The organism is Citrobacter sp. RHBSTW-00887, assembly GCF_013728095.1.
In the GTDB taxonomy this organism is placed as follows: Bacteria; Pseudomonadota; Gammaproteobacteria; order Enterobacterales; family Enterobacteriaceae; genus Citrobacter; species Citrobacter braakii.
Genome location: NZ_CP056267.1, coordinates 4,737,006 through 4,750,246 on the forward strand (window position 1 = coordinate 4,737,006; position 13,241 = coordinate 4,750,246).

Annotated in this window: 17 protein-coding genes; 9 read left to right on the forward strand and 8 right to left on the reverse strand. The window is 51.5% G+C overall.

Annotated features, from left to right (window positions below; all coding sequences use genetic code 11):
- Positions 1-54: 54 nt before the first annotated feature.
- The 4 genes from frdA to frdD are packed head-to-tail and all read left to right on the forward strand — an operon-like array spanning position 55 to position 3,345.
- Positions 55-1,845: a fumarate reductase (quinol) flavoprotein subunit gene (gene frdA, locus HV314_RS22525; protein ID WP_016151402.1), complete on the forward strand. Its 1,791-nt coding sequence runs from the start codon at positions 55-57 to the stop codon at positions 1,843-1,845.
- Positions 1,838-2,572: a fumarate reductase iron-sulfur protein gene (frdB, locus tag HV314_RS22530; RefSeq protein WP_006686291.1), complete on the forward strand. Its 735-nt coding sequence runs from the start codon at positions 1,838-1,840 to the stop codon at positions 2,570-2,572. The genes frdA and frdB overlap by 8 nt, the downstream gene beginning before the upstream one ends.
- Positions 2,573-2,582: 10 nt before the next feature.
- On the forward strand, positions 2,583-2,978 hold the full coding sequence (gene frdC / locus HV314_RS22535) for a fumarate reductase subunit FrdC (protein ID WP_016151401.1): 396 nt from the start codon (positions 2,583-2,585) through the stop codon (positions 2,976-2,978).
- A gap of 10 nt (positions 2,979-2,988) precedes the next feature.
- Positions 2,989-3,345, forward strand: a complete 357-nt coding sequence (gene frdD, locus HV314_RS22540) for a fumarate reductase subunit FrdD (protein WP_003025535.1) — start codon at positions 2,989-2,991, stop codon at positions 3,343-3,345.
- Between the two features lie 44 nt (positions 3,346-3,389).
- On the opposite strand, the gene ampR is transcribed toward frdD, so the two are convergent.
- Positions 3,390-4,262 (reverse strand): LysR family transcriptional regulator AmpR, encoded by an 873-nt coding sequence (ampR, locus tag HV314_RS22545; RefSeq protein ID WP_016151400.1) that lies wholly within the window; start codon positions 4,260-4,262, stop codon positions 3,390-3,392.
- A gap of 131 nt (positions 4,263-4,393) precedes the next feature.
- Here ampR and blaCMY point away from each other — a divergent pair, with 131 nt between their 5' ends.
- Complete coding sequence (blaCMY, locus tag HV314_RS22550; RefSeq protein ID WP_181546772.1) at positions 4,394-5,539, forward strand: CMY-2 family class C beta-lactamase; 1,146 nt, start codon at positions 4,394-4,396, stop codon at positions 5,537-5,539.
- A gap of 93 nt (positions 5,540-5,632) precedes the next feature.
- Positions 5,633-6,166: a lipocalin family protein gene (locus HV314_RS22555; protein WP_016151398.1), complete on the forward strand. Its 534-nt coding sequence runs from the start codon at positions 5,633-5,635 to the stop codon at positions 6,164-6,166.
- On the opposite strand, the gene sugE is transcribed toward HV314_RS22555, so the two are convergent.
- The gene (sugE, locus tag HV314_RS22560; protein WP_016151397.1) at positions 6,163-6,480 is read right to left on the reverse strand and encodes a quaternary ammonium compound efflux SMR transporter SugE; all 318 of its coding nucleotides are present in this window, start codon (positions 6,478-6,480) and stop codon (positions 6,163-6,165) included. The genes HV314_RS22555 and sugE overlap by 4 nt on opposite strands.
- 256 nt (positions 6,481-6,736) lie before the next feature.
- Between sugE and HV314_RS22565 the strand changes: the two genes are divergently transcribed.
- Positions 6,737-7,336 (forward strand): LuxR C-terminal-related transcriptional regulator, encoded by a 600-nt coding sequence (locus HV314_RS22565; RefSeq protein WP_016155497.1) that lies wholly within the window; start codon positions 6,737-6,739, stop codon positions 7,334-7,336.
- Between the two features lie 30 nt (positions 7,337-7,366).
- Here HV314_RS22565 and ecnB read toward each other — a convergent pair whose 3' ends face one another.
- From ecnB to efp, 3 genes are all read right to left on the reverse strand, one after another.
- Positions 7,367-7,513, reverse strand: a complete 147-nt coding sequence (gene ecnB / locus HV314_RS22570) for a lipoprotein toxin entericidin B (protein ID WP_016151395.1) — start codon at positions 7,511-7,513, stop codon at positions 7,367-7,369.
- A 107-nt stretch (positions 7,514-7,620) separates the two neighbouring features.
- A complete protein-coding gene (gene ecnA, locus HV314_RS22575) occupies positions 7,621-7,755 on the reverse strand; it encodes a lipoprotein antitoxin entericidin A (RefSeq protein ID WP_016151394.1) in 135 nt (44 codons plus the stop codon).
- 57 nt (positions 7,756-7,812) lie between these two features.
- A complete protein-coding gene (gene efp, locus HV314_RS22580; protein WP_003025478.1) occupies positions 7,813-8,379 on the reverse strand; it encodes an elongation factor P in 567 nt (188 codons plus the stop codon).
- A gap of 41 nt (positions 8,380-8,420) precedes the next feature.
- Here efp and epmB point away from each other — a divergent pair, with 41 nt between their 5' ends.
- Both epmB and yjeJ read left to right on the forward strand, forming a co-directional pair.
- Positions 8,421-9,449, forward strand: coding sequence for an EF-P beta-lysylation protein EpmB (epmB, locus tag HV314_RS22585; RefSeq protein WP_181546774.1), 1,029 nt, complete (start codon positions 8,421-8,423; stop codon positions 9,447-9,449).
- Between the two features lie 183 nt (positions 9,450-9,632).
- Positions 9,633-10,496, forward strand: coding sequence for a YjeJ family protein (yjeJ, locus tag HV314_RS22590; RefSeq protein ID WP_181546776.1), 864 nt, complete (start codon positions 9,633-9,635; stop codon positions 10,494-10,496).
- Positions 10,497-10,582: 86 nt separating this feature from the next.
- Here yjeJ and HV314_RS22595 read toward each other — a convergent pair whose 3' ends face one another.
- From HV314_RS22595 to HV314_RS22605, 3 genes are all read right to left on the reverse strand, one after another.
- Positions 10,583-10,936, reverse strand: a complete 354-nt coding sequence (locus HV314_RS22595; RefSeq protein WP_016151391.1) for a DUF4156 domain-containing protein — start codon at positions 10,934-10,936, stop codon at positions 10,583-10,585.
- 252 nt (positions 10,937-11,188) lie between these two features.
- Positions 11,189-12,835 (reverse strand): chaperonin GroEL, encoded by a 1,647-nt coding sequence (gene groL, locus HV314_RS22600; RefSeq protein ID WP_003025464.1) that lies wholly within the window; start codon positions 12,833-12,835, stop codon positions 11,189-11,191.
- 43 nt (positions 12,836-12,878) lie between these two features.
- Positions 12,879-13,172, reverse strand: coding sequence for a co-chaperone GroES (locus tag HV314_RS22605; protein ID WP_000027827.1), 294 nt, complete (start codon positions 13,170-13,172; stop codon positions 12,879-12,881).
- Positions 13,173-13,241 lie beyond the last annotated feature (69 nt).

Below are 13,241 nucleotides of genomic sequence, written 5' to 3' on the forward strand. Positions count from 1 at the left end.
ATGAAGCATCTGATTTCAGGCAGGAATGAAATAACAACAATCTGGAGGAATGTCGTGCAAACCTTTCAAGCCGATCTTGCCATTATAGGCGCCGGTGGCGCGGGATTACGTGCTGCAATTGCTGCCGCACAAGCAAATCCCAACGCTAAAATCGCACTGATCTCAAAAGTGTACCCAATGCGCAGCCATACCGTTGCTGCCGAAGGCGGCTCTGCTGCTGTCGCGCAGGATCATGACAGCTTTGACTACCATTTTCACGATACGGTAGCAGGCGGAGACTGGCTGTGTGAGCAGGATGTCGTGGATTACTTTGTCCACCACTGCCCAACTGAAATGACGCAACTGGAACAATGGGGCTGCCCATGGAGCCGCCGTGAAGACGGTAGCGTCAACGTACGTCGCTTCGGCGGTATGAAAATCGAGCGTACCTGGTTTGCCGCGGATAAAACCGGCTTCCACATGTTGCATACGCTGTTCCAAACATCTTTGCAGTTCCCGCAGATTCAGCGCTTTGACGAACACTTCGTTCTGGATATCCTGGTTGATGATGGCCATGCTCGCGGCCTGGTTGCCATGAACATGATGGAAGGCACGCTGATGCAGATCCGTGCTAATGCTGTTGTGATGGCAACGGGCGGCGCAGGTCGTGTTTACCGTTACAACACCAACGGCGGCATCGTAACTGGCGACGGTATGGGCATGGCGCTGAGCCACGGCGTTCCGCTGCGTGATATGGAATTCGTTCAGTATCACCCGACGGGTCTGCCAGGCTCTGGCATCCTGATGACCGAAGGCTGCCGTGGTGAAGGCGGTATCCTGGTCAACAAAAACGGCTACCGTTATCTGCAAGACTACGGCATGGGTCCGGAAACCCCGCTGGGCGAGCCGAAAAACAAATACATGGAACTCGGTCCGCGCGACAAAGTTTCTCAAGCTTTCTGGCACGAATGGCGTAAAGGCAACACCATTTCCACCCCGCGTGGCGATGTGGTTCACCTCGACCTGCGTCACCTCGGCGAGAAAAAACTGCTCGAACGTTTACCGTTCATCTGCGAACTGGCGAAAGCCTACGTGGGTGTCGATCCGGTTAAAGAGCCGATCCCGGTACGTCCTACCGCGCACTACACCATGGGCGGTATCGAAACCGATCAGCACTGTGAAACCCGCATTAAAGGTCTGTTCGCTGTGGGCGAATGTTCCTCTGTTGGTCTGCATGGCGCTAACCGTCTGGGTTCTAACTCCCTGGCGGAACTGGTGGTCTTCGGTCGTATGGCCGGTGAACAGGCTGCAGAACGTGCTGCAACGGCTGGCGCTGCAAACAGTGCCGCGCTCGATGCGCAGGTTGCTGGCGTTGAAAAACGCCTGAAAGATCTGGTTAACCAGGAAGGTAACGAAAACTGGTCTAAGATCCGTGACGAAATGGGCCTGTCCATGGAAGAAGGTTGCGGTATCTACCGTACACCGGAACTCATGCAGAAAACCGTTGATAAACTGGCGGAGCTGCAGGAACGCTTCAAGCGCGTACGTATCACTGATACCTCCAGCGTCTTCAACACCGACCTGCTGTACACCATCGAACTGGGTCACGGTCTGAACGTTGCTGAATGTATGGCGCACTCTGCTCTGGCGCGTAAAGAATCCCGCGGCGCGCATCAGCGTCTGGATGAAGGCTGCACCGAGCGTGACGATGTGAACTTCCTCAAACACACCCTCGCCTTCCGCGATGCTGACGGCACGACTCGCCTGGAATACAGCGACGTGAAAATCACCACTCTGCCACCGGCTAAACGTGTTTACGGTGGCGAAGCGGAAGCAGCCGATAAGAAGGAGAAGGCGAATGGCTGAGATGAAAAACCTGAAAGTTGAGGTGGTGCGCTATAACCCGGAAACCGATACCGCGCCGCACAGTGCTTTCTACGAAGTTCCTTATGATGAAACCACGTCATTGCTGGATGCGTTGGGCTACATCAAGGATAACCTGGCACCGGACCTGAGCTACCGCTGGTCCTGCCGTATGGCGATCTGCGGCTCCTGCGGCATGATGGTCAACAATGTACCTAAACTGGCGTGCAAAACCTTCCTGCGTGATTACACCAACGGCATGAAGGTTGAAGCGCTGGGCAACTTCCCGATTGAGCGCGATCTGGTCGTCGACATGACGCACTTTATCGAAAGCCTGGAAGCGATCAAACCGTACATCATCGGTAACCCGCGTACACCGGATCAGGGTCCAAACACCCAGACTCCGGCGCAGATGGCGAAGTATCATCAGTTCTCCGGTTGCATCAACTGTGGTCTGTGCTACGCCGCGTGCCCGCAGTTCGGCCTGAACCCAGAGTTCATTGGACCGGCTGCGATTACGCTGGCGCATCGTTACAACGAAGATAGCCGCGACCACGGTAAGAAGGAGCGTATGGCTCAGTTGAACAGCCCGAACGGCGTCTGGTCCTGTACTTTTGTGGGCTACTGCTCCGAAGTCTGCCCGAAACACGTCGATCCGGCTGCGGCCATTCAGCAGGGTAAAGTTGAAAGTTCAAAAGACTTTCTTATCGCTACCCTGAAACCACGCTAAGGAGTGCACGATGACGACTAAACGCAAACCCTATGTGCGACCAATGACGTCCACCTGGTGGAAAAAGCTGCCATTTTATCGTTTTTACATGCTGCGCGAAGGCACGGCGGTTCCGGCAGTCTGGTTCAGCATTGAACTGATTATCGGCCTGTTTGCACTCAAGCATGGTGCAGAGTCCTGGATGGGCTTTGTCGCCTTTTTGCAAAACCCGGTGGTGGTGATCCTGAATATTATCGCCCTGGCAGCAGCGCTGCTGCATACCAAAACCTGGTTTGAGCTGGCGCCAAAAGCTGCCAACATCATCGTAAAAGACGAAAAAATGGGGCCAGAGCCGATCATCAAAGGTCTCTGGGCAGTTACTGTGGTTGCGACAGTAGTAATACTGTTTGTTGCCCTGTTCTGGTAAGGAGTCCGGAATGATTAATCCAAATCCAAAACGCTCTGACGAACCCGTATTCTGGGGCCTGTTTGGTGCAGGCGGTATGTGGAGCGCAATCATTGCGCCGGTGATGATCCTGCTGGTCGGCATTATGCTGCCGCTGGGCTTTGTTCCTGATGCTTTCAGCTATGAACGCGTACTGGCATTCGCTCAGAGCTTCATCGGACGTGCGTTTCTGTTCCTGATGATCGTTCTGCCGCTGTGGTGCGGTTTACACCGTATGCACCACGCGATGCATGACCTGAAAATCCACGTGCCTGCGGGCAAATGGGTATTCTACGGACTGGCAGCTATCCTGACCGTTGTAACGGCTATTGGGATCCTGACCATCTAATCGCATGCGTTAATTATTAGGCCCGCCAATGGCGGGCCTTTTTATTAGTGCAGCATCCCGGTCAACCAGCGGGAAAACTCACGCATCGCGGACGTCTCCGGACGAGATTGTAAACGCGTTATCCAGTAACTCCCCAGATCAATCTGCGTTAAAAAAGGCTGCACGATACGTTCACTACTGAGCAAATGCGTGAACATTCTAACCGGCGCAATTGCTACACCAATCCCCGCCTGCGCGGCTTCCAGCATTGAGACGGACGAGTCAAACACCACCACGTTGTGCGTCGGTGACGGAGGCGCTTCTCCGGCGGCCTGCATCCAAAGCGTCCATTCATCACGCCGATACGATCGTAATAACGGAAATTTCAGGATGTCCACAGGAGCTTTAATCTGCGAGGCCAATGTCGGTGAACACAGCGGAGACATCAGCGCGCTACACAAATATTGCGCATCGGTATCGTGCCAGGCTCCTCCTCCGTAGCGAATAGTATAATCCAGCCCTTCGGCGGCGGGATCCACACGGTTATTGTGGGTGGAAATATGCAAATCAATATGCGGACAGTGGCGCTTAAAGTCGCTCAACAGAGGGAAAAGACAACCGACCGCAAAGGTCCCCACCACGCCAATTTTTAGTTTTTCCTGAGTCTGTTTAGTGGCAAAACGATCCAGCATCCCCGCCATACGATCGAAAGAGTCATTAAGTACAGGTAACAGACTTTCCCCTTCAGTCGTCAACATTAACCCTCGAGAACCACGTACAAAAAGCTGACAATTCAGCTGTTGCTCCAGCGCTTTCACATGCTGGCTTATTGCAGAATGCGTCACGTTGAGCTCAATCGCAGCGCGGGTAAAGCTGAGATGTCTGGCCGCTGCTTCAAAAGCCCGCAGCGAGTTAAGGGGGATATAGCTACGCGTCATTATCTGGCCTGTTAGAAAAACTTATATCTGCTGCTAAATTTAACCGTTTGTCAACACGGCGCAAATCAAACACACTGATTACGTCTGACGGGCCCGGACACCCTTTCGCTTTTAATTACGGAACTGATTTCATGATGAAAAAATCGATATGCTGCGCGCTGCTGCTGACAGCTTCTTTCGCCACGTTTGCCGCCGCAAAAACAGAACAACAAATTGCCGATATCGTTAACCGCACCATCACACCGCTGATGCAGGAGCAGGCAATTCCGGGTATGGCCGTTGCGATTATCTATCAGGGGAAACCTTATTACTTTACCTGGGGTAAAGCCGATATCGCCAATAACCGTCCAGTCACGCAACAAACGCTGTTTGAACTCGGATCGGTCAGTAAAACGTTCAACGGCGTGCTGGGCGGCGATGCTATCGCCCGCGGCGAAATTAAGCTCAGCGATCCGGTCACGCAGTACTGGCCTGAACTGACTGGTAAGCAGTGGCAGGGTATCAGCCTGCTGCACTTAGCCACCTATACGGCAGGCGGCCTGCCGCTTCAGGTTCCGGACGACGTTACGGATAAAGCCGCGTTACTACGCTTTTATCAAAACTGGCAGCCGCAATGGGCCCCAGGCGCTAAACGTCTTTATGCTAACTCCAGCATTGGTCTGTTTGGCGCCCTGGCGGTGAAACCCTCGGGCATGAGCTACGAAGAGGCGATGACCAAACGCGTCCTGCACCCCTTAAAACTGGCGCATACCTGGATTACGGTTCCGCAGAGCGAACAAAAAGATTATGCCTGGGGTTATCGCGAAGGAAAACCTGTGCATGTATCCCCTGGCCAACTTGATGCTGAAGCCTACGGGGTGAAATCGAGCGTTATCGATATGACCCGTTGGGTTCAGGCCAACATGGACGCCAGCCAGTTTCAGGAGAAAACGCTCCAGCAGGGCATCGAGCTTGCGCAGTCACGTTACTGGCGTGTTGGCGATATGTACCAGGGCCTGGGTTGGGAGATGCTGAACTGGCCGGTGAAGGCCGACTCGATAATTAGCGGTAGCGACAGCAAAGTGGCACTGGCAGCGCTTCCTGCCGTTGAGGTAAACCCGCCCGCGCCTGCCATGAAAGCCTCATGGGTGCATAAAACGGGCTCCACTGGCGGATTCGGCAGCTATGTTGCTTTCGTTCCAGAAAAAAACCTTGGCATCGTGATGCTGGCAAACAAGAGCTACCCAAACCCTGTTCGCGTCGAGGCCGCCTGGCGCATTCTTGAAAAACTGCAGTAACGGACAAGGAGGCCCAGGATATTGGGCTTCCTTTCTTTCTCTTTTTTTCCTGCTGTCATCTACACTTAACAAAAATCCAGCAAGGAAAATCCCATGCGCATTCTGCCCGTCGTTGCTGCAGTTACGGCTGCATTTCTGGTTGTCGCTTGCAGCACCCCAACCCCCCCGAAAGGTGTTACCGTAGTAAATAACTTTGATGCCACACGCTATCTGGGCACCTGGTATGAAATTGCGCGTTTCGACCATCGATTCGAGCGCGGACTGGAAAAAGTGACTGCTACCTACAGCCTGCGCGACGACGGCGGTATCAATGTTATTAACAAGGGCTATAACCCGGACAGAGGAATGTGGCAGAAAACGGAGGGGAAAGCCTACTTCACTGGCGACCCAAACCGCGCTGCGCTCAAGGTCTCGTTTTTTGGCCCCTTCTATGGCGGGTATAACGTGATTGCCCTCGACAGGGAATATCGTCACGCGCTGGTTTGCGGGCCGGATCGCGACTACCTGTGGATCCTTTCACGGACCCCTACTATTTCAGATGAAATGAAACAGCAAATGCTGGCCATCGCGACCCGGGAAGGGTTTGAGGTGAATAAGCTGATTTGGGTAAAACAGCCTGGCGCTTAGTGGGTGCTCAGCTTGAGGCCAATAATACCGGCCACAATCAGCCCGAGGCTCAGTAACCGCGCCGGGCTGGCAGATTCACCCAGCAGCAGAATCCCTGTAATGGCCGCGCCGACTGCGCCGATACCGGTCCATACAGCATAGGCGGTTCCTACAGGCAACGTACGCATTGCCCAGGAGAGCATGGCGATACTGACGATCATTGCCACAATAGTGATAATGCTTGGCGTCAAACGCGTAAAACCGTGGGTATATTTCAGGCCAATCGCCCAGACAACTTCGAGCAGACCTGCAATTAATAAAACGATCCAGGACATATCAGGCTCCAGAACAATGGGGCCGTCCCCGGTGAAAGAAGCGTTTGCAGGTCGTCCTGCAAAGCTGATGTGTGAAATGGCATTTTTGCCCGAGAGAAAATGAATTTCAACCTTTTTATTCGCTGCCCGCTAAAAGCAAGAATTAAGCATAATTAGCGGCGTAGTTCCCGCATTTGGCACTCATCGGAGTTCTCTATGATGAAGGGCTTTCTGAATCCGGAAAGTCGATTGCCTCTCTTCTGAATGCGAAAAGGTTATGCTTAAAATTTTAGTGATTGACCGGTGCCACTTTACCCGCACAGGGATTGAGGCCTTGCTTAATCATTCTGGCAGGTTCAGCTCCTCATTTCTTGTGTCAGGGATCAATAATCTCCTGTTAGCAAAAGAGCATATTTTGCAGTGGAAGCCGCATCTGGTGATCGCGGATTTATACAGTTTTATTAGCGAGACGCATACCAGTCCGCCAATTAAACCCTTTTTCATGAGCTGCGGCGTCATCCCGCTGATTTTACTGCAATCAGTTGAAAGACAGCACGCCTCAATTGCTTCCTCTCAATCCGTCGCCCATTCGGTCTTAACCAAGCACACCACGTTGAACGCGCTCTCACACACGATTCAGGAGGCGCTACAGCTTCGTCCCACGTTAGAAATAGCCGAAAACGCGACTCCGCTGCTTACGCCGCAGGAGGAGAAAGTATTGTCGATGTGGATGGATGGTGTGAGTAACAATGCGATAGCCGCCGCACTCAGCATTCATGGCAAGACGGTCTACACCTATAAACGGAATATCCGCATGAAACTGCACATGGGGAACCGCTTCTCGCCGTTTCTCTCACTCCCCGGGAAGGGGAATTAACGGTACGACGTGACGTCGTACCGTTCATGATTATTGTTGAGCTTTTGTCGCTGCACCAGAGATTGCGCTACCGCCCTCAGAGATATCCTGCCCAACACCTTTCGTGGTATTGCACGCAGTCAATACTGAAGAAAGAACCAACACAGAAAAGATCGCTGCAATTGTCTTTTTAACCATAACGTCTTCCTTTTCTAGCCAATATTGTTTGTGTATAGCTCATTAATAATAGACAAGATCCGGAAGTGTGATGGATAAACAACCGTTTTTAAGACTATGAGAGAGTGTTAGCTGGCGGCGTGAGAGATTGAATTGCCAAGATGTTTGATGTCTTCACCGAAGCCGCGCGCGGTATTACAACCCGCCAGGAGAGTGCTGGTGAAAAGGATGAGCATTACAAGACTGAGAAGACGTTTCATCATTCCTGCCCTGGAAAAAGTATGGCGCAGCAACCTGCGCCATAAGATCAAATAGATATCTTATTTTACGCGAGAAACGTATTCGCCGGAGCGAGTATCCACTTTGATCACTTCACCGATCTGTACGAACAGCGGAACTTTAACGACTGCGCCAGTAGACAGAGTAGCCGGTTTGCCGCCAGTACCAGCGGTATCGCCTTTCAGACCTGGGTCAGTTTCAACGACTTCCAGCTCAACGAAGTTTGGCGGAGTCACGGAGATCGGCTGACCGTTCCACAGGGTCACGATGCATTCAGCCTGGTCCAGCAGCCATTTAGCGTTATCGCCTACCGCTTTCTCGTCTGCAGCCAGCTGTTCGAAAGTGGTGTTATTCATAAAGTGCCAGAACTCACCGTCGCTATACAGGAAGGTCAGGTTCATGTCGGCTACGTCTGCGCCTTCAGCGGAATCGGTAGACTTGAAGGTTTTCTCTACGCGAGTACCGGTCAGCAGGCGACGCAGCTTAACGCGCGCAAATGCCTGGCCTTTACCTGGTTTAACGAATTCGCTGGCTTCAACCGCATAAGGTTCGCCGTCCAACATGATTTTAAGACCAGCACGAAAATCGTTGCTATAGTACGTTGCCATAAGGCCCTCTGAAAATTGTTAACTGGTAGCTAAGCCACAAAATGGCGCATATTGTAACCCTAAATACCCCATCCAGAGAAGATTGGTTATCGCAACTTGCCGATGTTGTGACCGATCCTGATGAACTTCTGCATCTTTTGAATATAGACGCAGATGAAAAACTGTTGGCCGGACGCGACGCGAGACGACTTTTCGCCCTGCGCGTACCGCGCGCGTTTATTGCTCGTATGGAAAAAGGCAATCCGGACGATCCGCTTTTGCGTCAGGTACTTACTTCCCAGGAAGAGTTTGTTGCTGCACCTGGCTACTCGACCGATCCGCTGGAAGAACAGCACAGCGTGGTCCCCGGTTTGCTGCATAAATATCGCAATCGGGCGCTGTTGTTGGTTAAAGGCGGTTGCGCGGTAAATTGTCGCTATTGCTTCCGCCGACACTTCCCGTATGCCGAAAACCAGGGCAATAAGCGCAACTGGCAGGTCGCCCTGGACTACATTAGCGCGCATCCTGAGCTGGATGAGATTATCTTCTCCGGTGGTGATCCGCTAATGGCCAAAGACCATGAACTGGACTGGTTACTCACGCAACTGGAAGCCATCCCGCACATTAAGCGTTTGCGCATTCACAGCCGTTTGCCGATTGTGATCCCCGCGCGCATTACTGAAGGACTGGTCCAGCGCTTTGCGCGCTCCTCCCTGCAGATTCTGCTAGTCAACCACATTAACCACGCCAATGAGGTCGATGAGGCGTTTCACCAGGCGATGGTCCGACTGCGTACCGCTGGCGTCACCCTACTCAACCAAAGCGTTTTGCTACGTGGCGTGAACGATAACGCACAAACGCTGGCGAACCTGAGCAACGCCCTGTTTGATGCGGGGGTGATGCCCTATTACCTGCACGTACTGGACAAAGTGCAAGGTGCCGCCCACTTTATGGTCAGCGACGATGAGGCACGTCACATTATGCGTGAACTGCTGACGTTGGTTTCCGGCTATATGGTCCCCAAACTGGCGCGTGAAATTGGCGGTGAGCCAAGTAAAACGCCATTGGATCTGCAACTACGCCAACAATAACCATTATTGAGTGTCCGATTCCGGACACTCACCACGATTACTTATTATTTAAATCCTCACAAGTGGAGCCACGCTTTTAATCTGTGCTATTTTAATTAGCGCTATAAAATTATTAATTCATAATTTGTATCATTAGAACCAAATTCAGAATATTAATAAATATATGGTTAGGGAGAACCTTTTATGGTTATAAGTATTAAGGGCATCAATACCGGTGTTATTCGTCAAAAAAATGAATTTATTGCTTTAGCATTAAAGATAAAAGAACCAAGGAATAAAACGTCGTTATTTTTTCTTTCTCCGCTTGGGCTAAGAGACCTGCTTATCGCCCTGGAAAGCAGGCTATCTGCCAAACATCAGCTTAGCGAAGAAGAGCATGAGCAATATGGGAAGGAATGCGATAAAGTCAGCAAAAAGATGCACGAAAATATTCCTTTGATTCAGGAAGATGAGCTAAAAAATGCCGACATTAATCGTCGCATAAATTCGCTGATGTTAGTGGATGACAAAGGCGAAAACTTAACATTTTCTCTGACACTGCATGATGGACAAACGTGTGAATTACTGATTAATGAACTACAGATTCGGGTGCTGGTCCATGCTGTTATTCATGCAATAAATAATGCTGGCATGCGGGAATTAGCGCTACGAATTACATCGCTGCTGGATTTCCTGCCGCTGTACGATGTTGATTGCCAGGCAAACGACAATCTGGAATACGACTCTTATACGCACCCCGAATGGAAACAAAGCCTGTTTAATCATTATCTGGCGATTATTTACCGCTATACAGATGATCAAGGAAAAGCCCAGTTCTGTGGTTCGGTAGTAAAAACTCGCGCCACTTCCGGCAGCAAAGAGGCCGAAGCCATTACTCGCCGTCTTCTCGATTTCAGCCCACGGCTGAAAAAGCTTGCTGGTGTACCGTGCCAGGTGTTTGTCAGAACGTTGACGGGTGATAAGGCGCAAAAGCTCAATCAGGATCAGTGCCTGCGCGCGCTGCATCATTTACGCGCTCAGTCTGTGCATAACGCTCAAAATGCCTGATGTCGCTGCGCTTATCAGGCCGACGAATTTGTATCGTAGGCCTGATAAGACGTTGTAGCGTCTCCATCAGGCATCAACAGCATTTATCAATTTGGGCACTTATAAACCTGCCCAGTCATTTCACTGGCAGTAGGAACAAAGCTGGACAGCATTCCCTGTGATGGGCTGCTGACGCCATAAATCACGTTACCACCCATTGCCGCAGCCTGGTTACGCAGATCGTTTGCTGCGCCACGCATAGAGCCACCCTCTTCGCCGTGCTGGCCAGAAAGCCAGTTGCTTTGCGTACCGGTTGCAGTGCCAATCAGTTGACACTCTGCGCCAGGCTTCTCTTCGACGAAGCGTACGCTTTGCCCGGCTGAACTCAGTTCGTTGCTGGAGCTACAACCCGCCATCAGTAGCGCGGCACCAACGATCCCTGCTAAATATTTCACGTGCATGTCATTCCCCATAATCAATGAGCTGGACGTTATGTCCGTAGCTGAATCATATACTAAAAAGATGACCAAAAGAAAAACCCCCGGACATTTCTGCCCGAGGGTTTCTCATTTTTCGCGAGATACGTATTTAATCAAATAATTCAAGTTACAGGCAGGCGGCAGGTTCATGAATCCCCCAGTGCTTACATGAGTAAGTGACTGGGGTAAACGAACGCAGCCAATGAACCTGCGGCTTGAAGTATGAAGATTAAATTACATCATGCCGCCCATTCCACCCATGCCGCCCATACCACCAGCAGCACCTAAGTCAGGCGCATCGCCTTTCGGCAGGTCAGTAACCATGCACTCGGTGGTGATCATCAGACCCGCAACAGAAGCCGCGTACTGCAGAGCTGAACGCGTTACTTTGGTTGGATCCAGGATACCCATGTCGATCATGTTACCGTATTCTTCAGTTGCAGCGTTGTAACCGTAGTTACCGTCACCCGCTTTCACGGTGTTAGCCACTACAGACGGCTCTTCGCCGCAGTTCAGTACGATTTGACGCAGCGGAGATTCCATTGCGCGCAGCGCAACTTTGATACCTACGTTCTGGTCTTCGTTCTGACCTTTCAGACCGGCAATTTTAGACGCTACGCGAATCAGCGCAACACCACCACCAGCAACCACGCCTTCTTCTACCGCAGCACGAGTCGCGTGCAGGGCATCTTCAACGCGGGCTTTCTTCTCTTTCATTTCAACTTCAGTCGCAGCACCAACTTTGATAACCGCAACGCCGCCTGCCAGTTTCGCTACGCGCTCCTGCAATTTTTCACGGTCGTAGTCGGAAGTTGCTTCTTCGATCTGCTGACGAATCTGAGTCACGCGACCCTGGATTGCAGCTTCGTCACCCACGCCATCAATGATGGTGGTGGTGTCTTTGTTGATAACAACGCGTTTCGCCTGACCCAGATCTTCCAGAGTTGCTTTTTCCAGCTCCATACCGATCTCTTCAGAGATAACGGTACCACCGGTCAGGGTAGCGATATCTTGCAGCATCGCTTTACGACGGTCGCCGAAGCCAGGCGCTTTAACCGCCGCGACTTTCACGATACCGCGCATGGTGTTAACAACCAGAGTTGCCAGCGCTTCGCCTTCAACATCTTCAGCGATGATCAGCAGTGGTTTACCGGCTTTTGCTACTGCTTCCAGCACCGGCAGCATTTCGCGGATGTTGGAGATTTTCTTGTCAGCCAGCAGGATGAACGGGCTTTCCAGTTCTACTGCGCCAGTTTCCGGCTTGTTGATGAAGTAAGGAGACAGGTAACCACGGTCGAACTGCATACCTTCAACCACGTCCAGTTCGTCCTGCAGACCGGTACCGTCTTCAACGGTGATCACGCCTTCTTTACCGACTTTGTCCATCGCTTCAGCGATCAGTTTACCTACGGTTTCGTCGGAGTTAGCGGAGATAGTACCAACCTGAGCAATCGCTTTAGAGTCAGAGCACGGTACGGACAGTGCTTTCAGTTCTTCAACGGCAGCAGCGACAGCTTTGTCGATACCACGTTTCAGATCCATCGGGTTCATGCCCGCAGCAACGGCTTTCAGACCTTCAGTGATGATGGACTGCGCCAGTACGGTTGCGGTGGTGGTACCGTCGCCTGCAGCGTCGTTCGCTTTAGAGGCAACTTCTTTCACCATCTGCGCCCCCATGTTTTCGAACTTGTCTTCCAGTTCGATTTCACGGGCTACGGAAACACCATCTTTAGTGATGGTCGGTGCACCGAAAGATTTATCCAGAACTACGTTACGGCCTTTTGGACCGAGGGTAACTTTCACTGCATCTGCCAGTACGTTTACGCCGCGCAGCATTTTCACACGAGCGTCGTTACCGAATTTTACGTCTTTAGCTGCCATTTTCTCTTTCCCTTAAATTCGTATGTTCAGTGTCGTTCGCGGATTAGGCTTCAACAATTGCCAGGATGTCACTTTCAGACATGATCAACACTTCTTCATTGTCGATCTTCTCAGATTTAACACCGTAGCCATCGTTGAAAATAACGATATCGCCGACTTTAACGTCCAGCGGCTGTACGGTACCGTTGTCCAGGATGCGGCCCTTACCGACAGCGATGATTTCGCCACGAGTTGATTTACCTGCTGCAGAACCGGTCAGTACGATGCCGCCAGCAGATTTAGATTCAACTTCTTTACGTTTGACGATCACACGATCATGTAACGGACGAATACTCATTGATAGCTCTCCTTTGAGAAAGTCTTTATCAGTTATGGGTGACGCCGGCCCGTGAACGGTTTCCCGGCT